We start from the raw sequence: 23883 nt of genomic DNA, 5'->3' as shown, positions 1-23883 counted from the left end.
AGACATAGGAAAGATTGTGAGGCGGGTATGAATGTTCCTCAAACGGTTGGATATTATCGGATTCAAATCATTTGCTGATCGAGTATCCATTGAATTTGTTCCCGGGGTGACGGCGGTTGTCGGTCCGAACGGGAGCGGAAAAAGCAATATAACCGATGCGATTCGTTGGGTGCTTGGCGAGCAGTCAGCAAAGTCGTTGCGCGGTGCGAAAATGGAAGATATTATTTTTGCTGGGAGTGATTCCCGGAAACCGCTGAATGTGGCAGAAGTGACGATCACTCTTGACAACGAAGATCAATTTTTGCCGCTCGATTATCAAGAAGTCAGCATTACGCGGCGTGTTTACCGCTCGGGAGAAAGTGAATTTTTCATTAATAAACAGCCGTGTCGTTTAAAAGATATTGTAGATCTATTGATGGATTCCGGGTTAGGAAAAGAAGCCTTTTCCATCATTGGCCAAGGTCGCGTCGAGGAAATTTTAAGCAGCAAGCCGGAAGAAAGACGGACCATTTTTGAAGAGGCAGCCGGTGTGTTAAAGTATAAAATCCGCAAGAAAAAAGCGGAAAATAAGCTTGCGGAAACGCAAGAAAACTTGCACCGTGTCAGCGATATTTTACATGAACTAGAACAACAACTAGAGCCGCTGAAAATGCAAGCATCCATCGCGAAAGATTATTTAGAAAAACGCGATGAACTCGAAAGATTTGAAGTAGCACTGATGGTGCATGATATTGAACAATTGCATCAGCAATGGACATCGCTAAAGCAACTGCTTGCCCAGCACCAAAACGAAGAGATACAGCTATCTGCCACATTGCAAAAAGAGGAAGCGGAAATCGAACAGCTTCGCGATCATATTACGGCGCTTGATGAGTCGATTGACGGCCTGCAGCAAGTATTGCTCGTTGCGAGCGAAGAATTGGAAAAGCTCGAAGGGAAAAAAGAAGTATTAAAAGAGCGAAAGAAAAATGCCGCTCAATATAAAAAGCAGCTCGAAGATACAATTTCATCTCTTTCCGAAAAAAAGGAACGCCTCGAGCTAACGTTAAAGCATGAGAAAGAACAGCTTGCTCAGTTAAAGAAGACCGTTTCTACTATTCAAGCGGAACTAAAAGAGAAACAAGCGTCTCTTTCAGCCTATGACGCAAACGTCGAAGAGAAAATCGAGCAGTTAAAAAGCGATTATATTGAACTAGTTCATGAACAAGCTTCGCTAAAAAATGAGCGCTCCCATTTGCAAACACTGCTAGAAAAATTACAGGCAAAACAAATAGCGCTTGCCGAAGAAAACCGCAAATATTTAGACGAGCGCAAATATCTCGAAGAGCAATACGCAAAACTAGACCAAAAGCGTCAACAAATGGAAAAAACGATGCAAGAAAAGGAAACGCTCTTGCAGCAAAAAACAAACGAAGTTGCGGCGATGAAAGCCGATTTGGAAAAGAAAGAATCCATGCTTTATCAAGCATACCAATATTTGCAACAAACGAAGTCGCGTAAAGAAATGCTTGAGGAAATGCAGCAAGACTATGCAGGCTTTTTCCAAGGAGTAAAAGAAATATTAAAAGCACGTGCACAGTTTCCGGGCATTCATGGAGCCATCGTCGAATTGATTCAAGTGCCTGACCGCTACGAAACGGCGATGGAAATCGCTCTCGGCGGCGCGATGCAGCATATCGTTGTAGAAAATGAGGAAGTAGCGCGAAAAGCGATCCATTACTTAAAAGCGCATGCTTACGGGCGTGCTACTTTCTTGCCGATGAATGTCATGCAGCCGAAAACAATTTCTTCCGAACAACTTGCCCTTATTAAAGACCATCCGTCATTTGTCGGAATTGCAAGCGAGCTCATTCATTATGACAGCGCCTATCGTTCGGTCATTGCCAATTTGCTTGGAAATGTGATTATCACAACCGATTTAAAAGGAGCGAATGAACTAGCGCGCTTGCTTCATTATCGTTACCGTCTTGTAACACTCGATGGAGATGTCGTTAGTCCGGGCGGTGCGATGACTGGCGGCGGAATCGCGAAAAAAGCGAATTCTCTTTTAAGCAGAAACCGTGAATTAGAAACGATTACGGCAAAGCTGCATGAAATGGAGCAAAAAACAGAACAGCTTGAACGTTTTGTACAAACGAAGAAGAAAATGATTCATCAAGAGGAAGCGGCATTGCTTGCATTGCGAAAGCAAATAGAGGAGGAGCGTTTTGCGCTTCAAGAAGTAAAAAGCGAATTGCGCGAAGTACAATTGCAGGAAAAAAATATGAATGAACGTCTTGCTCTCTACGACCATGAAAAAGCCAATGATGAACAAGAAGCAAAACAGATGACAGAAAAGCTTGCTGTGATTGAACAACAGCTTTGCGACTTAGAAGGAAAATTGAAGGAAATCGATCGGACGATTGAAACGCTTCAAGCGCAAAAACAAACAGAGCAGACATCAAAAGAAGCGCTGCAAACAGCGATGACGGAACAAAAAATCGCTCTAGCCGAAACACAGCAGCGCCTAAAAAATGTTCAAGAAAAAGTAGAACAGTTCCATAACGAGCTAGCAGATACAGAAAAACAGCTGCAGGCGTCCAAACAAGAACTTGCCTCTTTGATCGAAGAGATGAATTCGAGCCATTTTGGAGAAGAAGAATTAGAGAAAATGCGGCAAAAAAAATCACAAGATAAGCAAAAAACGATTGAACTGATCGCCAGCCGCCGTGAACAGCGCTTGCAATATCAGACGAAGCTCGAGCATTTGGAACGGGAATGGAAAGAGAAAAAACGCCAGCATAAACAGCTTGCGGATATTGTAAAAGACGAAGAAGTCAAGCTGAACCGCCTTGATGTAGAGTTGGAAAATTTGTTAAGCCGTCTTCGCGAAGAATATATGCTTTCGTTTGAGGCGGCAAAAGAAGCGTATCCGTTAACGGTGGACGTTCAAGAAGCGCGCAAACGAGTAAAGCTTATTAAACGGGCGATCGATGAGCTCGGAACGGTGAACTTAGGCGCAATTGATGAATACGAACGGGTATCAGAGCGTTATCAATTTTTAACAGAACAAAAAGCGGATCTTCAGCAAGCAAAAGAAACGCTCCATCAAGTCATTGACGAGATGGACCAAGAAATGAAAAAACGATTTTTATCAACGTTTGAACATATTCGTTCCCACTTCGGCGACGTGTTTCGCCAGCTGTTCGGCGGAGGAAACGCTGATTTGCGCCTGACGAATCCGGACGATCTGCTCGAAACAGGCATCGAAATCGTCGCACAGCCGCCAGGAAAGAAATTACAGAATTTAAGCTTGCTTTCCGGCGGGGAGCGTGCGCTAACGGCGATTGCTCTATTGTTCTCCATTTTAAAGGTGCGCCCTGTTCCGTTTTGTGTGCTTGATGAGGTGGAAGCAGCGCTGGATGAAGCGAACGTGCATCGCTACGCCCAATATTTAAAACAATTCAGCGACCAGACACAATTTATTGTCATTACCCATCGAAAAGGAACGATGGAAGAAGCGGACGTGCTGTATGGCGTCACGATGCAGGAATCTGGCGTATCGAAACTCGTTTCCGTCCGTTTAGAAGATTCGAAACAACTCGTAAAGTCATAATGTAGAAAGGATGGCGTCGATATGAGTTTTTTCAAAAAGTTAAAAGAAAAAATTACAAAACAAGCGGATTCGGTTACGGAAAAGTTTAAGCAAGGCCTTTCGAAAACGCGTGATTCATTCGCTGGCCGAGTCAACGATTTAATCGCCCGCTATCGGAAAGTCGATGAAGAATTTTTTGAAGAACTCGAAGAAATTTTGATTAGTGCGGATGTTGGTGTGAATACCGTTATGGAGCTGGTTGATGAACTGAAAATGGAAGTGAAACGCCGCAATATTCAAGATCCGAAAGAAATGAAGGCGGTCATTTCCGAAAAGCTTGTTGAGATTTACCGCGGCGATGATGACGCGAAAGCCGAATTAAATATCCAAGAAAATGGCTTAACCGTTATCTTGTTTGTCGGTGTCAATGGAGTCGGCAAAACGACGACGATCGGCAAGCTTGCCCATAAGTTGAAATCAGAAGGAAAGACGGTTATGCTCGCGGCAGGCGATACGTTCCGCGCCGGAGCGATTGAGCAGCTTGAAGTCTGGGGGGAGCGCGTCGGTGCGGAAGTCATTAAACAATCGGCAGGTTCAGACCCAGCGGCCGTTATATATGATGCGATCCAAGCGGCAAAAGCGCGCAATGTCGATGTGCTTTTATGCGATACAGCTGGACGTTTGCAAAACAAAGTGAATTTAATGAAAGAGCTTGAAAAAGTAAAACGCGTCATTGAACGGGAAATTCCAGGAGCGCCGCATGAAGTGCTGCTTGTACTTGATGCGACAACCGGACAAAATGCGATGAGCCAAGCGAAAATTTTTAAAGAAGTAACTAACGTCACTGGCATCGTGTTGACGAAGCTCGACGGCACGGCCAAAGGCGGGATCGTGCTTGCGATCCGCAATGAGCTTCATATTCCGGTGAAATTCGTTGGGCTTGGCGAAAAAATGGATGATTTGCAGCCGTTTGATCCGGAACAATATGTATATGGTTTGTTTGCGGATTTATTTGATGAAACAAATGAGTAACATATAGGTCTAAAAGACGGGGCTGGCTCGAGACATCATGATTCATGGTCTTTTTGAGCCAGCTTCTTTTTTGTAAAGATAAAATCTTGACATGTATAATAAAAAAAGATACACTAAACATCTGTAAAGGTGTTTCACTTAACAAAAAAGGAGGGAGTTTCATGCTCGAAAAAACGACGAGAATGAATTATTTGTATGACTTTTATCAAGCGCTGCTGACGCCAAAACAGCGCAGCTATATGTCGCTTTACTATTTAGACGATTACTCCCTCGGTGAAATTGCCCAGCAGTATGAAGTCAGCCGTCAGGCTGTTTATGATAATATAAAGCGAACCGAAGCGATGCTAGAAGAATATGAAAAAAAATTATCGCTCTTTCAGAAGTTTCAAAAACGAAAACAGCTGATGAACCAACTAAAAGATTATGTTTTACAAAAATATGGAGAGGACAAACAACTTTTCGATATGATTAAAGAACTAGAAGAATTAGAATGATAAGGAGGTGAAAACAGATGGCGTTTGAAGGATTATCCGAACGTTTGCAAAACGTGATAAACAAAATCCGCGGCAAAGGAAAAGTAACGGAAGCGGATGTTAAGGAAATGATGCGTGAAGTTCGCCTTGCCCTTCTTGAAGCGGACGTCAACTTTAAAGTTGTCAAAGACTTTGTCAAGCGGGTCAGCGAACGCGCGGTTGGGCAGGAAGTGTTAAAAAGCTTAACGCCGGGACAGCAAGTCATTAAAGTCGTCAAAGAAGAGCTGACCGAACTGATGGGCGGCGAACAAAGCAAAATTGCGGTTGCCAGCCGTCCGCCGACCGTCATTATGATGGTTGGATTGCAAGGCGCCGGAAAAACGACGACGACCGGGAAATTAGCGAACTTGCTGCGGAAACGATATAATCGCAAACCACTGTTAGCCGCGGCGGACATTTATCGTCCAGCGGCGATTAAACAGCTTGAAACGCTTGGAAAACAACTGAATATGCCCGTTTTTTCCTTGGGCGATCAAGTCAGCCCTGTGGAAATTGCCAAGCAAGCCATCGAAAAAGCAAAAGAAGAGCATTACGACTATGTGCTCATCGACACGGCCGGACGTCTCCATATTGACGAAACATTGATGGATGAATTAAAGCAAATGAAAGAAGTAGCGAAGCCAGATGAAATTTTCCTCGTTGTCGACGCGATGACGGGGCAAGATGCGGTAAATGTCGCGCAAAGCTTTCATGAACAGCTTGGCATCACCGGCGTTATTTTAACGAAGCTTGACGGCGACACGCGCGGCGGGGCGGCGCTTTCGATTCGAGCGGTTACGAACACCCCGATTAAATTCGTCGGAATGGGTGAAAAGCTCGACGCACTCGAGCCGTTTCATCCGGAGCGCATGGCTTCGCGCATTCTAGGAATGGGTGATGTGCTTACACTTATTGAAAAAGCGCAGGCCGCTGTCGATGAAGAAAAAGCCAAAGAGCTCGAACAAAAAATGCGCACTGCTACGTTTACACTTGAAGATTTCTTAGAGCAGCTTGGGCAAGTGCGTAAACTCGGCCCCCTTGATGAAATTTTAAAAATGCTTCCGGGTGCGAATAAAATAAAAGGGTTGAACAACTTACAAATTGATGAAAAACAAATTAGCCGCGTTGAAGCGATTATTCGCTCGATGACGAAAGAAGAAAAAATGCATCCGGAAATTATTAATGGAAGCCGGAAAAAGCGGATTGCAAAAGGAAGCGGCACATCCGTGCAAGAGGTAAACCGGCTTTTAAAACAGTTTGAAGAAATGAAAAAGATGATGAAAATGATGACAAATATGCCAAAAGGAAAGAAAAGAGGGTTTAAATTCCCGTTTATGTAGAGAATGATGTGTTAAGAAAAAACACTTTACAAACTACGTAATTATTGTTAATATACTATCTTGTGTGAACTATTTACGGAGGTGCTAAAATAACATGGCAGTAAGAATTCGTTTAAAACGCATGGGTGCGAAGAAAAAACCTTTCTATCGTATCGTTGTTGCGGACTCTCGTTCTCCGCGTGACGGACGTTTCATCGAAACAATTGGTACGTATAATCCGATTACAGAACCAGCAGAAATCAAAATCGACGAGGAACTTGCGCTTAAATGGCTGCAAAACGGCGCAAAACCATCGGATACGGTCCGCAACCTGTTATCCAAACAAGGCATTTTAGAGAAGTTCCATAACTTAAAATACGGCAAATAATGTCTGTGGTGTACATGAAACAATTAATTGAAACGATCGTACAAGCGCTTGTCGATCATCCCGAAGAGGTTTTCGTGACAAACATCGAGGATGAACGGACAATCGTTTATGAGGTGTCAGTGCACGAAGAAGATATCGGCAAAGTGATTGGAAAGCAAGGTCGTACGATTCATGCGATTCGCACGGTCGTGTACGCTGCAGCAGTAAAGCAGCCAAAACGTGTGATCGTGCAAGTAAAAGAAAAAGGGTGAGGGTGATTTTCCTCTCCCTTTTTCTATATTTATTTCCGTTAGGAGTGACATTATGAAAATTATTCAAACGATAGAAGTGCGGCAAATCGTAACGGAAAAGAGCAAACAAGCGCTTCGTGAGGCATTTTTAGCCCAAAAACAACAACTCATGCGGGAATGTGATCAGCTTCGTTTCGAACAGAAACGGCTCGAAAAAACAGGAAAATATTCTTCTTCCCTTCTAAAGCAGCACTTTGCAAAAGAAATGGATGCAAGGATGGAAAAGATCAAACTTCTTGATTTTCAGCTGGAACAATTACATATCCTACCGTTAGGAAGCGAATTAAAAGAGCGGGAAGTACAAGCGCTCATTGACGTAGAGGTCGGTGACAAATGGGAAAATGTCATTTCCAAACGTGCCATTATTATTGAAGATGGAATCGTCAAAGAAATTCGCTAGAAGGGGTGAATGGAATGGAAAAGTGGTTTAATGTCGGAAAAATTGTGAATACGCATGGGATTCGTGGCGAAGTACGTGTTATTTCCCGCACTGATTTTCCAGAGGAACGTTATAAAAAAGGAAATACGTTATATATTTTTATGGAGAAATCGAAAGAACCAGTCGCAGTAACCGTCAAAAGCCATCGTGTTCATAAATCATTTGATTTGCTTGCATTTGAAGGATATGACAACATTAATCTTGTCGAGAAGTTTAAAGGGGCGATGTTGAAGGTGCCGGAGAGCCAGCTTGGCGAGTTAGATGAAGGAGAATATTATTTCCATGAAATTATTGGCTGTACGGTCGTTACAGAAGAAGGGGAAACGATCGGAACCGTGAAAGAAATTTTAACTCCGGGCGCCAACGATGTATGGGTGGTAAAACGGAATAACGGAAAAGAAGTGCTTATTCCGTATATAGAAGACGTTGTAAAAAATGTCGATGTAGAAACGAAAACCATTACCATTCGCCCAATGGAAGGGCTGCTCGAATGATGAGAATCGATATATTAACATTATTTCCGAATATGTTTACTGGAGTTTTTAATGAGTCGATTTTGAAAAAAGCACAAGAGAAAAAGGCGGTTTCGCTTAATGTGATCAATTTTCGCGATTTCGCGGATAACAAGCATAAAACAGTGGATGATTACCCATACGGCGGCGGAGCGGGAATGGTGTTAAAGCCGCAGCCGATTTTTGACGCAGTTGCCCATGTGACAAAGCATTCCGAACATCCACGCATCATTTTGCTTTGCCCGCAAGGTGAACGCTACACGCAAAAAAAAGCGGAAGAACTGGCGAAAGAGGACCATTTAGTGCTTATTTGCGGCCATTACGAAGGCTATGATGAACGAATTCGCGAATATTTAGTGACCGATGAAATCTCGATTGGGGATTATGTATTAACAGGCGGGGAATTAGGAGCAATGGTGATCGTCGATAGCGTTGTCCGGCTGCTTCCGGGTGTGCTTGGCAACGAAGCTTCCCCTGTTCATGACTCGTTTAGTTCCGGCTTGCTCGAACACCCACATTACACGCGTCCTGCCGATTTCCGCGGCATGAAAGTTCCAGAAGTACTTTTGTCGGGAAATCATCGCCTCATCGAAGAATGGCGTGAAAAACAATCGTTAAAACGAACGTTTTTGCGCCGACCGGATTTACTAGAAAATTATCCATTAACAGAAAAGCAAAAACGATGGATTGAAGAGTGGAAAAAAGAAGAGCGGTAACTATTGCGCATGATGCAAGTTTATGCTAGTATATTCTTTGTGTGACTTAAGTGATTTGCTTAAGTGAGGAAAACGATGTTCCGCTGCAATGATGGATAAGCATTGTCATGAACATCTGTTGGAAGGAGTGGAAAATGATGCATCATTTAATCCAAGAAATTACGAAAGAGCAATTGCGGACAGATTTACCAGATTTCCGTCCTGGTGACACGGTGCGCGTTCATGTGAAAGTCATCGAAGGAAACCGTGAACGTATCCAAGTGTTTGAAGGCGTTGTAATTAAACGCCGCGGTGCTGGTATTAGCGAAACATTCACCGTCCGCAAAGTATCTTACGGTGTTGGTGTAGAGCGTACTTTCCCAGTGCATACACCGAAAATCGCGAAGTTAGAAGTTGTTCGCCGCGGTAAAGTACGCCGTGCGAAATTGTATTATTTACGTCAACTTCGTGGTAAAGCAGCACGCATTAAAGAAATCGTTCGATAATGAACATTATGAATGGAGAAAAAGGAGCTTGATGGCAAGCTCCTTTTTTCACTACCCGTAATTGTGTCATAATAGATAAAAAATCATTTAGGTGGGAGAATGATGGAAAAGAAAAGAAGCGAACTGCGGGAATGGTTAAAAGCGATTGTGATTGCCGTTTTGCTCGCGGGCGGCATTCGTTATTTTATTTTCGCGCCGATTATTGTCGACGGCCAGTCAATGATGCCAACCCTGCACAATCATGACCGTATGATTGTCAATAAGCTCTCTTATAAAATCGGTACGCCTCATCGTTTTGACATTGTTGTTTTTCATGCCGAAGAGGGAAAAGACTATATTAAGCGGGTGATCGGTTTGCCGGGCGACCATATTGAATATAAAAACGACACGTTATATATAAACGGCAAACCGTACGACGAACCGTACTTGGCCGAATATAAAAAACAAGTGGTCGATGGTCCATGGACCGAACCGTTTACTTTAGAGGAACTTACCGGCCGGAAAACCGTACCGGAAGGCCATCTGTTTGTGATGGGCGATAACCGCCGTTTTAGCAAAGATAGCCGCCATATTGGGTTTATCCCAATGGACAAAATTGTTGGCAAGGCCAGCATCGTCTATTGGCCGTTGTCTGACGCACGGATTGTGAAATAACGCGATAAATGGGTGATGCACATGACGATTCAATGGTTTCCAGGCCATATGGCGAAGGCAAAACGGGAAGTGCAAGAAAAACTGAAACTAATCGATATCGTGTTCGAATTGCTCGATGCCCGCATTCCGCTGTCATCGAGAAATCCGATGATTCATGAAATTCTCGGCAACAAGCCGCGTATCGTTTTACTAAATAAAGCGGATATGGCTGATGAGACGGTGACGGAGCAATGGATTGCCTATTTCGAACGGCAGCAGTTGCATGCGTTGGCGATCGATGCGCAAACAGGCACAGGGATCAAACAAATTGTAGCAGCGTCGAAAGAGATGTTGAAAGACAAATTTGCTAAAATGGCGGCGAAAGGAATAAAAAATCCTCGACCGATGCGCGCGCTCATTGTTGGAATTCCGAATGTTGGAAAATCTACGCTAATTAATCGTCTTGCTGGAAGGAATATTGCAAAAACAGGGGATAAACCGGGGTCACGAAAGCGCAGCAATGGATTAAAGTCGGCAAAGAAATGGAGCTTCTTGATACACCAGGTATTTTATGGCCGAAATTTGAGGATGAGGAAGTTGGTCTGAAGCTTGCCACAACCGGGGCCATTAAAGATACGATTTTAAATTTGCAAGATGTTGCTGTATATGCGTTAAATTTTTTAAAACAGCATTATCCAGAACGATTAAAAGAGCGGTATTCTCTTGATGATATTCCTGGAGAAATTGTGGCATTGTTTGATGCAATTGGCAAACGGCGCGGCTGTCTTGTCAGCGGGGGTGCCGTTGACTATGATAAAGTATCCGAAATTGTGCTTCACGATATTCGTACGGAAAAATTAGGAAGATTGAGTTTTGAAACTCCATAAAAGCCCGCTAAATGAATCGGGCTTTATTTTTTTATTGCAATGCCGATAAAATGTATAGAGAAAGAAGAGAGGGACAGGAGAAATGAATAAATATACTGTAAAAGAAATACAAGCTCTATTACAGCAAATCGATGATGAGAATGCTCCCTTGTTTAAAGAGATTGTTCAAGATGAGCGAAAAAGCGTACAAAAGCTCGTTGCTCGCTGGTATAAACAGAAAAAACAAGAAGAACAAGCAAAAAGACAATGGCAGGAAATGTCGCGCTATGAGCGGCAGTTGTTTGAACAAGGAATCGAGTATATAGCCGGCATCGATGAAGCGGGACGAGGGCCGCTTGCTGGTCCAGTTGTTGCCGCGGCCGTCATGCTGCCGAAAGATGCGTACATTCCGGGATTAAATGACTCGAAAAAGCTATCGGAAGCAAAGCGGGAAATGTTATTTCATATGATTCAATCCTGTGCGATTTCGATTGGCATTGGCGTCGTCACAGCTGCGGAAATTGATGAAATGAACATCTATGAAGCAACAAAAAAAGCGATGATCAAAGCGGTCGAACAGCTTTCACCGAAACCGGATTATTTATTAATTGATGCAATGACACTGCCTATATCAACACCGCAACAAAGCATTGTAAAAGGCGATGCAAATAGCGTTTCGATTGCGGCTAGTTCCATCATTGCAAAAGTGACGCGCGACCATTTTATGAAACAGCTCGCAAAGCAATATCCACAATATGGATTTGAAAAAAATATGGGATATGGCACTGCCCAGCATTTAGAAGCGATTCGCGTATACGGTACCATTGATGAACACCGTTGTTCTTTTTCTCCGATTAAAGAAATGATAGAAATGAAGAAAGAAGGAAAGGAATATGATCAAACGCATCGACAAAGCATTGCCGGTTTTTCCAGCTAGCGATGCAACGCACGGCCGCTTTCGCCATGGACAAGTTGTCTATGGAAAAATTGAGAGCATACAAGGAGAAGCTGAAAAGATCGCTCATGTGCGCGTCGGGGATGAAATTGTAACTGCAAGATTACGCGCTTCTTTACAAGCGGGAAATTATTATTTATTCGAAGTAAAAGCCGAAAATGACAATATATATTGGAAAATAATAGATGGAGAGAGAGGGCTCTCTTTCAACATCGATGAAGCGGCGCAGCATCTTATTCAAAAATGGAAATTACCGCGTGATGCGCATTCTTTTCTTCGCTTTGTATTACAAGAAAAAATACCGGTTGCGAAAGAAGAAATGAGTAAAATCGTTCAATGGACAGAGCAATTAGAAGATAAGGAACAAGGATGGGAAACGCTTCGCTATATGTTTGCCCGTCGTTTTCCGGTGACGAAAGATGTTTTCTTTTCATTGCTTGCGGTAAAAACCAATCCCCCGCTTTTTCAGCAGCTGCAATATACGGAAAAACTGCTGGCGTCTTTGCCAACGGAACAGCAAAAAGATTCATTGCAAGCGTTGCATCGCTATTTACAGCACATTGCAACCGATCGAAAAAACGCCTATGACATTCTTTCCAATTTACTTCAATCATTACAACAACCTGAACAAAAGATTGCGCAACAATTATTGAACAAGTTAGGTTTACCGTTACACAACATAGATTCTGATCAATTAAAAAAATTCCAAACTGCCATTAGGAATGGCGACTTCCAAGAAATACAGCAGCATTTACAGCTGTTATTTCCAGGATTTGAAGAACAGCAATTTCTTAAACATTTTCAAACGCTTTATGAATCCTATGAGAACGGTTTTCTCTCCAATGAGGAACAACAGCTTTTTTCTGCTATTTTAACAAGATCGGATGATGATATTGCTTTATCGATTTTTCATCTATTAAAAGAGTCGTTTCAGAAGCTTGGGCTTCAGTATGAAGCAAATATACGCCGAGCGCTGGAAACAAAAACGCTTGCCATGACGACGCTAACGTCTTTAAAATCCCTTCTTTTGCAGGCGTTAGAAAACGCGCATGAACCGGTATTGAAAGAAACGTTACAGACGCTTCTTTATCATATTACTGGTCAGCAACTATTATCCCAAGGCGAAGGACCGTTGCAACATGTATTTATCCAAATTCCGATTCAGATTGGAGAACAACGGACGGATGTAGCGATTCATTGGCAAGGAAAAAGACAAAAAAATGGGAAAATCGACCCAGACTATTGTCATATCGTTTTTTGCTTATTTTTGGACAAATTAAAAGAAACGGTTGTCGACGTGCGCGTGCAACAACGTATTGTTCACATTTCCATTTTCAATGATCATCCCCATTTACTCCGCATTGCCAATGAGTTTCAACCTATGCTGAAAGAACGGCTAGAGGCGCATGGATATACGTTATCCGCTTTGAAAATCGAAACATCTAAACAAAGAAAATGCCCATTGATATCGTATTTCAACAACGTTATAACGGGGTGGATTACCGTATATGAAAAACAAAGAAAAACAAGCGGTGGCCCTTTCCTATGATTCGAATGTACATGAAGCTCCGGTAGTGGTTGCCAAAGGAAAAGGGCATGTAGCGGAAGCGATCATCGATGCCGCAAAACAACACGGGATCCCTATACAAGAAGATCCGTCTCTCGTCCAATTATTGAGTGAACTGGAAATAAACGAAACAATCCCTGAAGATTTGTACTATCTTGTTGCTGAATTGTTTGCGTTTATTTATCGTTTAGACAAACATGTAAAAAAAGAATAGATCCCCTTGTATCAAAGGATTGAAAAGGTTTTCCCTTTTGAAATTTTTTAATTTTGTGTCGAAAAGGTGGACAATATAGAAAGTATCATTATAAAATGAAAGCGCTAGAACTTTTTAGTTTTATACATAGGAGGTTGGCGCATGAATATCCATGAATATCAAGCAAAAGAAATCCTCAGAAATTATGGCGTTAGCGTACCAAACGGTCGCGTAGCGTTCACTGTTGAGGAAGCGGTAGAGGCGGCGAAAGAATTAGGAAGCTCTGTTTGCGTTGTAAAAGCGCAAATTCATGCCGGCGGGCGCGGAAAAGCCGGAGGGGTAAAAGTAGCAAAAAGTTTAGATGAAGTTCGTACGTATGCGAGCGAACTGCTAGGAAAAGTGCTTGTTACTCATCAAACAGGTCCGGAAGGAAAAGAAGTAAAACGCTTACTTATTGAAGAAGGCTGCGACATTAAGAAAGAATATTACATTGGTCTCGTTGTGGATCGCGCAACTTCTCGCGTTGTGTTGATGGGTTCAGAAGAAGGCGGTACCGAAATCGAAGAAGTAGCAGCAAAAACACCAGAGAAAATTTTTAAAGAATATATCGACCCAGCGGTGGGATTACAAGCGTTTCAAGCACGTCGTTTAGCGTTTAACATCAACATTCCAAAAGAGCTTGTCAATCAGGCAGTCAAGTTTATGATGGGGCTTTATCAAGTGTTTGTTGACAAAGACTGCTCGATCGCGGAAATCAACCCGCTTGTTGTCACTGGCGACGGCAAAGTAATGGCGCTTGATGCGAAATTAAACTTTGACTCGAACGCTTTATATCGCCATAAAGACATTTTAGAATACCGCGATTTAGATGAGGAAGATCCGAAAGAAGTTGAAGCATCCAAATATGATTTAAACTATATCGCCCTTGACGGTAATATCGGTTGCATGGTCAACGGCGCTGGCCTTGCAATGGCAACGATGGATATCATCAATATTACGGCGGCGAACCGGCAAACTTCTTGGATGTCGGCGGCGGCGCAACCGCGGAAAAAGTAACGGAAGCGTTTAAAATTATTCTTTCCGACCCGAACGTCAAAGGCATTTTCGTCAATATTTTCGGCGGCATCATGAAATGCGACGTGATCGCTAGCGGCATTGTCGAGGCGACAAAACAAGTCGGCCTTAATCTTCCGCTTGTTGTCCGTCTCGAAGGAACAAACGTCGAACTAGGGAAAAAGATTTTGCAAGAATCGGGTCTAAACATTACCGCTGCTGATTCGATGGCAGACGGCGCACAAAAAATCGTGGAGCTAGTACGTTAAGAAAGTGAGGGAGAAACGTGAGCATTTTTATTAATAAAGACACAAAAGTGATCGTACAAGGGATTACGGGTTCACAAGGATTATTCCATACAAAACAAATGCTCGAGTACGGAACAAAAATTGTAGGCGGTGTCACGCCAGGAAAAGGTGGTACAGAAGTCGAAGGAGTACCAGTGTTTGATACTGTTTCCGAAGCGGTAGAAAAAACAGGAGCAAACGCTTCTGTCATTTACGTTCCGCCAGCATTTGCCGCAGACGCGATTATGGAAGCGGTCGATGCAGAATTAGACCTTGTCGTTTGTATTACGGAAGGTATTCCTGTCCTTGATATGGTGAAAGTAAAACGCTACATGGAAGGCAAGAAAACTCGTCTCATCGGACCAAACTGCCCTGGCGTCATTACGCCGGAAGAATGTAAAATCGGCATTATGCCAGGCTACATTCATAAAAAAGGCCATGTCGGCATTGTTTCCCGCTCTGGTACTTTAACGTACGAAGCGGTTCATCAATTGACGCAAGCGGGCATCGGCCAATCGACAGCGGTCGGAATCGGCGGCGATCCGGTCAATGGCACAAACTTCATTGATGTATTAAAAGCGTTTAACGAAGATGAAGAAACGTATGCCGTTATTATGATTGGGGAAATCGGCGGCACCGCGGAAGAAGAAGCGGCAGAATGGGTAAAAGCGAACATGAAAAAACCGGTCGTTGGCTTTATCGGCGGCCAAACAGCGCCTCCAGGAAAACGGATGGGACATGCTGGCGCAATTATTTCCGGCGGTAAAGGAACGGCAGCAGAAAAAATTAAGAAAATGAACGAATGCGGCATTAAAGTGGCAGAAACACCTGCAGTAATTGGCGAAACATTAATTTCCGTTTTGAAGGAACAAGGCCTTTACGAAAAATGTAAAACTCATTAAAATACATCGTCCCGCATCGTTTTTCAGGCGGGACGATTTTTATTGGGTATTGGCAAATTCTATCATCGTTATGGCAGATTCATGATCGGAACCGTGCAAAAACAGACAAAGGGATAGAAAGGAAGATATGATGTATTCATCCGTTCGTGAGCGCCTTATTCATCTTCACCACTGCCGCGGGGCAGGCTGGAAAACGATCCATCGCTTATTGGAAATCGATCCGACCTTTTCCTCTGTATTTACCCTTCCATCTTCTGCATTGCGAACGCGTATTCCTTTATCCTCCCAACAATATACACAATTTTTCCAAGATTTACATTCCCCTCATATTGAAAGTATGATAAAAACATATAAGGACAAAAATATCCACGTCATCACAATTTTTGACTCAGACTATCCACCTTTGTTAAAACATATATACGAACCCCATGGGTGCTATATGCAAAAGGGAATACTCGTCTTTTGTCGTCATTCAAAATGATTAGTATTGTTGGGACGAGACAGCCGACAAAAGAAGGGATACAATCGTTGCGGCAACTAGTTCCGCCGCTGGTGGCGAACGATTGGGTAATCGTAAGCGGTCTTGCAATAGGAATCGATACGTTAGCGCACGAAATGACAATTGAAAACGGTGGACATACAATCGCGATCATCGCAGGAGGATTTGAACATATATATCCAAGACAAAATAAAAGACTAGCAGACCAATTAATGGGCGGACACCTTATTTTATCGGAACATCCGCCGCATGTGCGGCCGCAAAAATGGCATTTTCCGCTGCGCAATCGGATTATCAGCGGAATATCGCTTGGAACGATCGTCGTACAAGCGAAAGAGAGAAGCGGCTCATTAATTACTGCTCTATTAGCGCTAGAGCAAGGAAGAGAGGTGTTTGCCGTTCCTGGTCCAATTTTTTTGGAACAATCAAAAGGGCCAAACATGTTAATACAGCAAGGAGCAAAATTAGTTCATTCGGCAACCGATATATTCGAGGAATTTTCCTACATTCGATAAAAGCAATGCAAGAATTTTTCATATCTTGTTTGACAAATATCATAAGAATCATTAATAATAATGAAGATTTTAAATTTACCTCGTTAGGGGAGGAAGTTTGATGTCAGACTATCTTGTCATCGTGGAATCGCCAGCGAAAGCGAAGACGATCGAACGATATTTAGGAAAAAAATATAAAGTAAAAGCTTCGATGGGACATGTTCGCGATCTGCCAAAAAGCCAAATGGGCGTTGATATAAATAATGGCTATGAGCCAAAGTATATTACGATTCGCGGTAAAGGGCCAATCATTAAAGAATTAAAAACAGCAGCGAAAAAAGCAAAAAAAGTGTTTCTTGCCGCGGACCCGGACCGCGAAGGGGAAGCGATTGCTTGGCATTTAGCCAATATGCTCGACCTTGATATTCATTCCGACTGCCGCGTTGTATTTAACGAGATTACGAAGGATGCGGTTAAAGAGTCATTTCAACATCCACGTCCGATCAATATGAATCTTGTTGACGCGCAGCAAGCGCGCCGAGTGTTGGACCGGCTGGTTGGATACAACATTAGCCCGCTTCTTTGGAAAAAGGTGAAGAAAGGATTGAGCGCGGGGCGTGTTCAATCTGTAGCGCTGCGTTTGATCATCGACCGCGAAAAAGAAATTAAACAATTTCAGCCGGAAGAGTATTGGACGATTCAAGCCGAATTTGTAAAAGGAAATGAAACGTTTACTGCTTCTTTTTACGGAGTGGATGGGCAAAAGCTTGAATTAAAAAAGGAAGCAGACGTTGCCGCGATTTTACAACGCATAAACGGCAACCACTTTACGGTGACATCGGTGGCAAAAAAGGAGCGGAAACGAAATCCAGTGCCGCCGTTTACAACGTCTTCCTTGCAGCAAGAAGCAGCGCGCAAGCTTAATTTTCGAACGAAGAAAACGATGATGATCGCCCAGCAGCTATATGAAGGAATTGATCTTGGCAGTGAAGGAACGGTCGGCTTAATTACCTATATGCGTACAGACTCGACAAGAGTATCAGAAAGCGCACGGCAAGAGGCACTATCTTATATAGAAGCGACGTTTGGAAAAGAATTTGTCGCACAAGAAAAGCGAAAAGAAAAGAAAAATGCCAATGCGCAAGATGCGCATGAAGCGATTCGTCCGACATCTGCATTTCGCGAGCCGGAAAAGGTAAAGCCATATTTAACCCGCGATCAATTTCGGTTGTATAAGTTAATTTGGGAACGTTTTATCGCAAGCCAAATGGCAGCCGCACTGTTAGATACGATGAGCATTGAACTTGAAAATGAAGGGGTGATCTTTCGGGCAAGCGGCTCGAAAGTAAAATTTCCTGGTTTTATGAAAGTATATGTAGAGGGAACGGATGACCAAACGGATGAACAAGATCGCCTTCTTCCGGATTTGCAGGAAGGGGAAACTGTTTTCAGCAAAGATATTGAACCAAAGCAGCATTTTACTCAGCCGCCTCCTCGCTATACGGAAGCTCGGCTTGTGAAAACGCTAGAAGAGCTTGGCATCGGCCGGCCGTCTACGTACGCGCCGACGCTTGATACGATTCAAAAACGAAACTATGTCGTGCTAGAAAATAAACGTTTTGTTCCAACAGAACTTGGAGAAATCGTGTTAGAACTAATGTTAGAGTTTTTCCCAGAAATCATTGACGTGGAGTTTACAGCGAAAATGGAGAAAAATTTGGATGAAATCGAGGAAGGAAAAGTAGAATGGGTGAAAGTGGTCGACGAATTTTACCAGGAATTTGAAAAGCGGCTGCAAACCGCGGAAAAGGAAATGAAAGAAGTCGAGATTAAAGACGAGCCGGCGGGAGTCGACTGCGAAGTGTGCGGAAGCCCAATGGTATATAAAATGGGGCGATTCGGCAAATTTGTCGCCTGCTCCAATTTCCCGGAATGCCGCAATACAAAGCCGATCGTTAAGGAAATCGGGGTAAAATGTCCGAAATGCCGCGAAGGAAATATTGTGGAGCGCAGCAGTAAGAAAAAGCGGATTTTTTATGGCTGCGACCGTTTTCCACAATGCGATTTCGTCTCGTGGGATAAACCGCTTGCCCGCCCTTGCCCGAAATGCGGCGGCTTGCTAGTGGAAAAGAAACTGAAAAAAGGCTTGCAAGTGCAATGTACGGCATGTGATTACGAAGAAGCACCACAATCTTGACAAATAAAGGAGGAATATATGGTGAACGAACGAACGGTAAATGTCATTGGCGCAGGTTTGGCAGGCAGTGAGGCGGCATGGCAGCTTGCCAACCGCGGCATCCATGTCCGCCTTTACGAAATGAGACCGGTGAAGCAAACGCCTGCTCACCATACAGATAAATTTGCGGAACTTGTTTGCAGCAACTCGTTGCGTGCTAATTCATTAACAAATGCAGTCGGCGTATTAAAAGAAGAAATGCGCCGCTTGAATTCTGTCATTATGAAGGCAGCAGATGAATGCTCTGTTCCGGCGGGAAGTGCGCTTGCTGTAGACCGGCATGAGTTTGCCGCGCGTGTAACCAATCTTGTCCAAGGGCATCCGAATGTGACCGTTATTCGTGAAGAAGTGACAGAAATTCCGTCTGGCCCAACGATTATCGCAACAGGGCCATTAACGTCTAAAGCATTATCCGAGCGGCTAAAAGAGCTAACGGGAGAAGAATATTTATATTTTTACGATGCCGCTGCTCCAATCATCGAAAAAGAAAGCATTAATATGGATAAAGTATATGTCAAATCGCGTTATGATAAAGGCGAAGCTGCGTATATCAACTGCCCGATGACAGAAGAAGAATTCGACCGCTTTTACGAAGCGCTCATTTCCGCAGAAACGGTTCCATTAAAAGAGTTTGAAAAAGAAATTTATTTTGAAGGCTGCATGCCGATTGAAGTAATGGCGCGGCGAGGGAAAAAGACGCTTCTATTTGGGCCGATGAAACCGGTTGGTTTGGAAGACCCGCGTACCGGAAAGCGTCCATACGCGGTTGTTCAGCTTCGGCAAGATGATGCGGCAGGTACGCTTTACAATATTGTCGGATTCCAGACACATTTGAAATGGGGCCCGCAAAAAGAAGTAATTCGCCTTATTCCGGGGCTAGAAAATGCAGAAATTGTCCGCTATGGCGTGATGCATCGCAATACGTTTATCAACTCGCCAAAATTATTGCGGCCAACGTATCAATATAAAGAGCGTGACGATTTATTTTTTGCTGGACAAATGACCGGTGTCGAAGGGTATGTGGAATCAGCAGCATCGGGGCTTGTCGCAGGAATTAACGCAGCACGGCTTGTATTAGGGCAAGAACTTGTTGTTTTTCCGCGTGAAACAGCAATTGGCAGCATGGCGCATTACATTACGTCGACGAATCCAAATCATTTTCAGCCGATGAATGCTAATTTCGGTTTGTTTGCACCTCTAGAAGAAAAAATCAAAGATAAACAGCGCCGCAATGAACGATACGCGCAACGGGCATTGGATACAATTCAGAATTTTATTAAAAAAGATTGCAAGGGCTATTAATATATGTTAATATTTAGTAGCCTTTGTGAGGTGTGAAAAATGGAAAATTCGAAAATTGCGTTAAAATTGTTCATAGAATATTTACAAATCGAGAAAAATTATTCACAATATACTATTGTGTGTTACCAACGAGATGTAGAGCAGTTTTTCGAGTTTATGAATGAACAAGGGATTCATCATCTGCATGAAGTAACGTATAATGATGTTCGTCTCTATTTGACGAAGCTGTATGAACAAAAACAGTCAAGCCGTTCCATTTCACGGAAAATTTCTAGTTTGCGAAGCTTCTATAAGTTTTTGCTGCGGGAAAAAAAGGTAAAAGAAAATCCGTTTGCGCTCGCTGCACTTCCGAAAAAAGAACAAAAAATTCCTAATTTTTTATATGAGCAGGAATTAGAAAGACTTTTTTATGTCAATGATGTTAATACAGCGATCGGCCAACGCAATCAAGCGATTCTTGAGCTTCTCTACGCGACGGGCGTCCGTGTTAGTGAATGTTGTCACATTCAACTTTCTGATATCGATTTTTCTGTTTCCACCATTTTGATTCATGGGAAAGGGAATAAACAGCGCTATGTCCCGTTTGGCCGTTTTGCCAAAGAAGCATTGGAGCGTTACATTCATCATGGACGGCGTGAGCTTTTGCAAAAAGCAAAAAGCGCTCATGCTTATTTGTTTGTCAACGCCCGCGGCAATCCGTTAACACCTCGGGGAGTGCGTTATATTTTGGATGAAATAGTAAAAAAAGCGGCGCTTACTCAAAATATTAGCCCACACGTGCTGAGACATACGTTTGCGACTCATTTATTAAATGAAGGGGCCGATATGCGTACAGTTCAAGAATTGCTTGGACATGCGCATCTTTCATCAACACAAGTGTATACCCATGTAACGAAAGACCGGCTGCGCCATATTTATTTACATACGCATCCGCGAGCATAACTCTGCCGCGAGCAAAAAGGAGGATGGATAGCGATGGAACAGTTCCACGCGACGACGATTTTTGCGATTCATCATAATGGAAAGGCTGCGATGGCAGGAGACGGTCAAGTAACGTTTGGCAATGCAGTGGTGATGAAACATACAGCGAAAAAAGTACGGAGATTATTTCAAGGAAAAGTGTTAGCAGGATTTGCCGGATCGGTCGCAGATGCGTTTACATTATTTGAGATGTTCGAAGGAAAGCTAGAAGAATTTAATGGGAACTTGCCGCGCGCCGCTGTGGAATTAGCAAAAGAATGGCGCAGCGATAAAGTATTGCGGCGCTTAGAGGCAATGCTAATCGTGATGGATGAACGCCATTTGCTTCTCGTATCAGGAACTGGTGAAGTCATTGAACCGGATGACGGAATATTAGCGATCGGTTCTGGCGGAAATTACGCGCTAGCGGCAGGACGTGCATTAAAACAATACGCAGGAGATCAGCTATCGGCCAAAGAGATTGCCAAAGCGGCGCTAGAAATAGCCGCAAATATTTGTGTGTATACGAATGACCATATTATTGTGGAAGAACTATAAAAAGAGAGGAGGGACAGCGGTGTCAGAAGCATTAACGCCTCGGCAAATTGTCGAAAAGCTTGATCAATTTATCGTTGGGCAAAAGGAAGCGAAGAAAGCAGTTGCGATTGCGCTAAGAAATCGTTATCGCCGCAGTTTGCTTGATGAAAAATTACGGGATGAAGTTGTCCCGAAAAATATTTTAATGATCGGTCCGACAGGGGTCGGAAAAACGGAAATCGCCAGACGGTTGGCGAAGTTGGTTGGCGCTCCGTTTGTCAAAGTGGAGGCAACAAAGTTTACGGAAGTTGGATATGTCGGCCGCGATGTCGAATCGATGGTGCGCGATCTTGTGGAAACGTCCGTTCGATTAGTAAAAGAACGGAAAATGAACGAAGTGAAAGATCGCGCTGAACAGCAAGCGAATAAACGGCTTGTTGAGTTATTAGTGCCGGGAAAGCAAAAACAAACGATGAAAAACCCTCTTGAACTATTATTCGGTGGAGCGCAAACATCGCAGCAAGATACAAATCAAACGTATGAAGACGATCACATCGAACAAAAACGGAGACAAGTCGCTTGGCAGCTGGCGAACGGTCAGCTGGAAGATGAAATGGTGACAATCGAAGTAGAAGAACAACAGCCGATGTTTTTTGACTTTTTGCAAGGGGCCGGCATTGAGCAAATGGGAATGAATATGCAAGACGCGCTAAGCAGCCTCATTCCGAAGCGCCGTAAAAAACGCAAATTAAAAGTAAGAGAAGCGCGTAAAGTGCTTACGAATGAGGAAGCGCAGAAGTTAATCGACATGGATGAAGTAACACAGGAAGCAATACGTCTTGCCGAACAGTCTGGCATCATTTTTATCGATGAAATCGATAAAATTGCGCGCAGCGGGCAAGCCGCTTCTTCAGCGGATGTATCGAGAGAAGGAGTGCAACGCGACATTTTGCCAATTGTTGAAGGCTCCACCGTTATGACGAAATACGGCCCTGTTAAGACAGATCATATATTGTTTATCGCTGCCGGAGCATTTCATATGGCAAAACCGTCCGACTTAATCCCAGAGTTGCAAGGCCGGTTTCCGATTCGTGTCGAGCTAACGAAACTTTCAGTTGACGATTTCGTAAAAATATTAGTAGAGCCTGATAATGCTCTTATTAAACAATATAAGGCGCTTCTTGCGACGGAAGGTATAAATCTTGAATTTTCTGACGATGCTATTCGTAAGATCGCCGAAGTCGCCTTTGAAGTGAATCAGACAACCGATAATATCGGAGCAAGACGCCTTCATACGATCATGGAAAAGCTGCTTGAAGATTTATTGTTTGAAGCTCCGGATATTACGCTAGATAAAGTAGTCATTACACCTCAGTATGTCGAACAAAAACTAGGCAACATTGTCAAAAACAAAGATTTGAGTGAATTCATTTTGTAACATTAAATGAGGAGGAGAATGAAAAAATGAATTTATTACAAAAAACAAGAAAGATTAACGCAATGCTGCAAAAAGCAGCGGGAAAACCGGTAAACTTTAAAGAAATGGCAGAAACGCTTTGTGAGGTAATTGAAGCAAACGTATTCGTTGTGAGCCGTCGCGGTAAATTGCTCGGCTTTGCGATTAAGCAATCGATTGAAAATGAGAGAATGAAAAAAATGTTAGAAGAACGTCAATTTCCAGAAGAGTATACGAAAAATCTGTTTAACATTACAGAAACGTCTCCTAACATTGATATTAATAGCGAATATACCGCGTTTCCAGTGGAAAATCGCGATTTATTTAAAACAGGTTTGACGACAATTGTGCCGATCAATGGTGGCGGCGAGCGGCTCGGAACACTTATTTTATCGCGATTGGATCGTGAATTTCACGATGATGATCTCATTCTAGCAGAGTATGGCGCAACGGTTGTCGGCATGGAAATTTTGCGTGAGAAAGCGGAGGAAATTGAAGAAGAAGCACGCAGCAAAGCGGTCGTACAAATGGCAATCAGCTCGCTTTCTTATAGCGAACTAGAAGCGATCGAACATATTTTTGAAGAGCTAGACGGTACAGAAGGGTTGCTTGTCGCAAGTAAATTGCTGACGTGTGAACATTGACAGCGTGTTTGCTATGAAATGCTTTCTAAGAT

20 protein-coding genes and 4 pseudogenes are annotated in these 23883 nt (G+C 43.2%); all 24 read left to right on the top strand.

Going from position 1 to position 23883, the window contains the following annotated elements; genetic code table 11:
• Positions 1-31: 31 nt before the first annotated feature.
• Positions 32-3595 (top strand): chromosome segregation protein SMC, encoded by a 3564-nt coding sequence (gene smc / locus NXM86_RS12475; protein ID WP_498958104.1) that lies wholly within the window; start codon positions 32-34, stop codon positions 3593-3595.
• Positions 3596-3616: 21 nt separating this feature from the next.
• The gene (gene ftsY, locus NXM86_RS12470; protein ID WP_062678234.1) at positions 3617-4606 is read left to right on the top strand and encodes a signal recognition particle-docking protein FtsY; all 990 of its coding nucleotides are present in this window, start codon (positions 3617-3619) and stop codon (positions 4604-4606) included.
• Positions 4607-4767: 161 nt separating this feature from the next.
• Positions 4768-5100: a putative DNA-binding protein gene (locus NXM86_RS12465; protein ID WP_062753422.1), complete on the top strand. Its 333-nt coding sequence runs from the start codon at positions 4768-4770 to the stop codon at positions 5098-5100.
• Between the two features lie 17 nt (positions 5101-5117).
• A complete protein-coding gene (ffh, locus tag NXM86_RS12460; protein WP_498958103.1) occupies positions 5118-6458 on the top strand; it encodes a signal recognition particle protein in 1341 nt (446 codons plus the stop codon).
• Between the two features lie 94 nt (positions 6459-6552).
• Positions 6553-6825, top strand: coding sequence for a 30S ribosomal protein S16 (gene rpsP, locus NXM86_RS12455; protein ID WP_015863421.1), 273 nt, complete (start codon positions 6553-6555; stop codon positions 6823-6825).
• Between the two features lie 14 nt (positions 6826-6839).
• The gene (locus NXM86_RS12450; RefSeq protein WP_081188617.1) at positions 6840-7076 is read left to right on the top strand and encodes a KH domain-containing protein; all 237 of its coding nucleotides are present in this window, start codon (positions 6840-6842) and stop codon (positions 7074-7076) included.
• Positions 7077-7128: 52 nt separating this feature from the next.
• Positions 7129-7515, top strand: coding sequence for a YlqD family protein (locus NXM86_RS12445; RefSeq protein WP_062753420.1), 387 nt, complete (start codon positions 7129-7131; stop codon positions 7513-7515).
• Between the two features lie 14 nt (positions 7516-7529).
• Positions 7530-8048, top strand: coding sequence for a ribosome maturation factor RimM (rimM, locus tag NXM86_RS12440; RefSeq protein WP_062753418.1), 519 nt, complete (start codon positions 7530-7532; stop codon positions 8046-8048).
• Positions 8048-8782 (top strand): tRNA (guanosine(37)-N1)-methyltransferase TrmD, encoded by a 735-nt coding sequence (trmD, locus tag NXM86_RS12435; RefSeq protein ID WP_171698685.1) that lies wholly within the window; start codon positions 8048-8050, stop codon positions 8780-8782. Before rimM ends, trmD begins: the two co-directional genes overlap by 1 nt.
• 137 nt (positions 8783-8919) lie before the next feature.
• Entirely contained in the window at positions 8920-9267 is a 348-nt protein-coding gene (gene rplS / locus NXM86_RS12430; protein ID WP_041269613.1) for a 50S ribosomal protein L19, read from the top strand.
• Positions 9268-9369: 102 nt separating this feature from the next.
• On the top strand, positions 9370-9921 hold the full coding sequence (gene lepB / locus NXM86_RS12425) for a signal peptidase I (protein ID WP_081188601.1): 552 nt from the start codon (positions 9370-9372) through the stop codon (positions 9919-9921).
• Between the two features lie 15 nt (positions 9922-9936).
• Positions 9937-10787, top strand: a pseudogene (ylqF, locus tag NXM86_RS12420) (ribosome biogenesis GTPase YlqF).
• Between the two features lie 82 nt (positions 10788-10869).
• A complete protein-coding gene (rnhB, locus tag NXM86_RS12415) occupies positions 10870-11703 on the top strand; it encodes a ribonuclease HII (RefSeq protein ID WP_081188597.1) in 834 nt (277 codons plus the stop codon).
• Positions 11660-13270 (top strand): PLC family EF-hand domain-containing protein, encoded by a 1611-nt coding sequence (locus NXM86_RS12410; RefSeq protein WP_498958102.1) that lies wholly within the window; start codon positions 11660-11662, stop codon positions 13268-13270. Before rnhB ends, NXM86_RS12410 begins: the two co-directional genes overlap by 44 nt.
• On the top strand, positions 13230-13502 hold the full coding sequence (locus tag NXM86_RS12405) for an EscU/YscU/HrcU family type III secretion system export apparatus switch protein (protein ID WP_015863431.1): 273 nt from the start codon (positions 13230-13232) through the stop codon (positions 13500-13502). The genes NXM86_RS12410 and NXM86_RS12405 overlap by 41 nt, the downstream gene beginning before the upstream one ends.
• A 141-nt stretch (positions 13503-13643) precedes the next feature.
• A pseudogene (sucC, locus tag NXM86_RS12400) lies at positions 13644-14803 on the top strand (ADP-forming succinate--CoA ligase subunit beta).
• Positions 14804-14820: 17 nt separating this feature from the next.
• On the top strand, positions 14821-15723 hold the full coding sequence (sucD, locus tag NXM86_RS12395) for a succinate--CoA ligase subunit alpha (protein ID WP_015863433.1): 903 nt from the start codon (positions 14821-14823) through the stop codon (positions 15721-15723).
• Between the two features lie 130 nt (positions 15724-15853).
• Positions 15854-16737, top strand: a pseudogene (dprA, locus tag NXM86_RS12390) (DNA-processing protein DprA).
• A 100-nt stretch (positions 16738-16837) separates the two neighbouring features.
• Positions 16838-18913, top strand: a complete 2076-nt coding sequence (topA, locus tag NXM86_RS12385; protein WP_062678231.1) for a type I DNA topoisomerase — start codon at positions 16838-16840, stop codon at positions 18911-18913.
• An 18-nt stretch (positions 18914-18931) separates the two neighbouring features.
• Positions 18932-20254: an FADH(2)-oxidizing methylenetetrahydrofolate--tRNA-(uracil(54)-C(5))-methyltransferase TrmFO gene (gene trmFO / locus NXM86_RS12380; RefSeq protein WP_062678230.1), complete on the top strand. Its 1323-nt coding sequence runs from the start codon at positions 18932-18934 to the stop codon at positions 20252-20254.
• A gap of 39 nt (positions 20255-20293) precedes the next feature.
• A complete protein-coding gene (xerC, locus tag NXM86_RS12375; protein WP_062753408.1) occupies positions 20294-21196 on the top strand; it encodes a tyrosine recombinase XerC in 903 nt (300 codons plus the stop codon).
• 33 nt (positions 21197-21229) lie between these two features.
• The gene (gene hslV, locus NXM86_RS12370) at positions 21230-21772 is read left to right on the top strand and encodes an ATP-dependent protease subunit HslV (protein WP_015863438.1); all 543 of its coding nucleotides are present in this window, start codon (positions 21230-21232) and stop codon (positions 21770-21772) included.
• A 19-nt stretch (positions 21773-21791) separates the two neighbouring features.
• Positions 21792-23189: an ATP-dependent protease ATPase subunit HslU gene (gene hslU, locus NXM86_RS12365; RefSeq protein ID WP_062753406.1), complete on the top strand. Its 1398-nt coding sequence runs from the start codon at positions 21792-21794 to the stop codon at positions 23187-23189.
• A 26-nt stretch (positions 23190-23215) separates the two neighbouring features.
• A pseudogene (gene codY, locus NXM86_RS12360) lies at positions 23216-23833 on the top strand (GTP-sensing pleiotropic transcriptional regulator CodY); the annotation flags it as partial.
• Positions 23834-23883: the final 50 nt, after the last annotated feature.

It is taken from the genome of Geobacillus sp. CX412 (assembly GCF_027942335.1).
Classification (GTDB): Bacteria; Bacillota; Bacilli; order Bacillales; family Anoxybacillaceae; genus Parageobacillus_B; species Parageobacillus_B toebii.
Note: the sequence above shows the minus strand (reverse complement) of the source record. Positions and strands in the feature narration are given on the sequence as shown.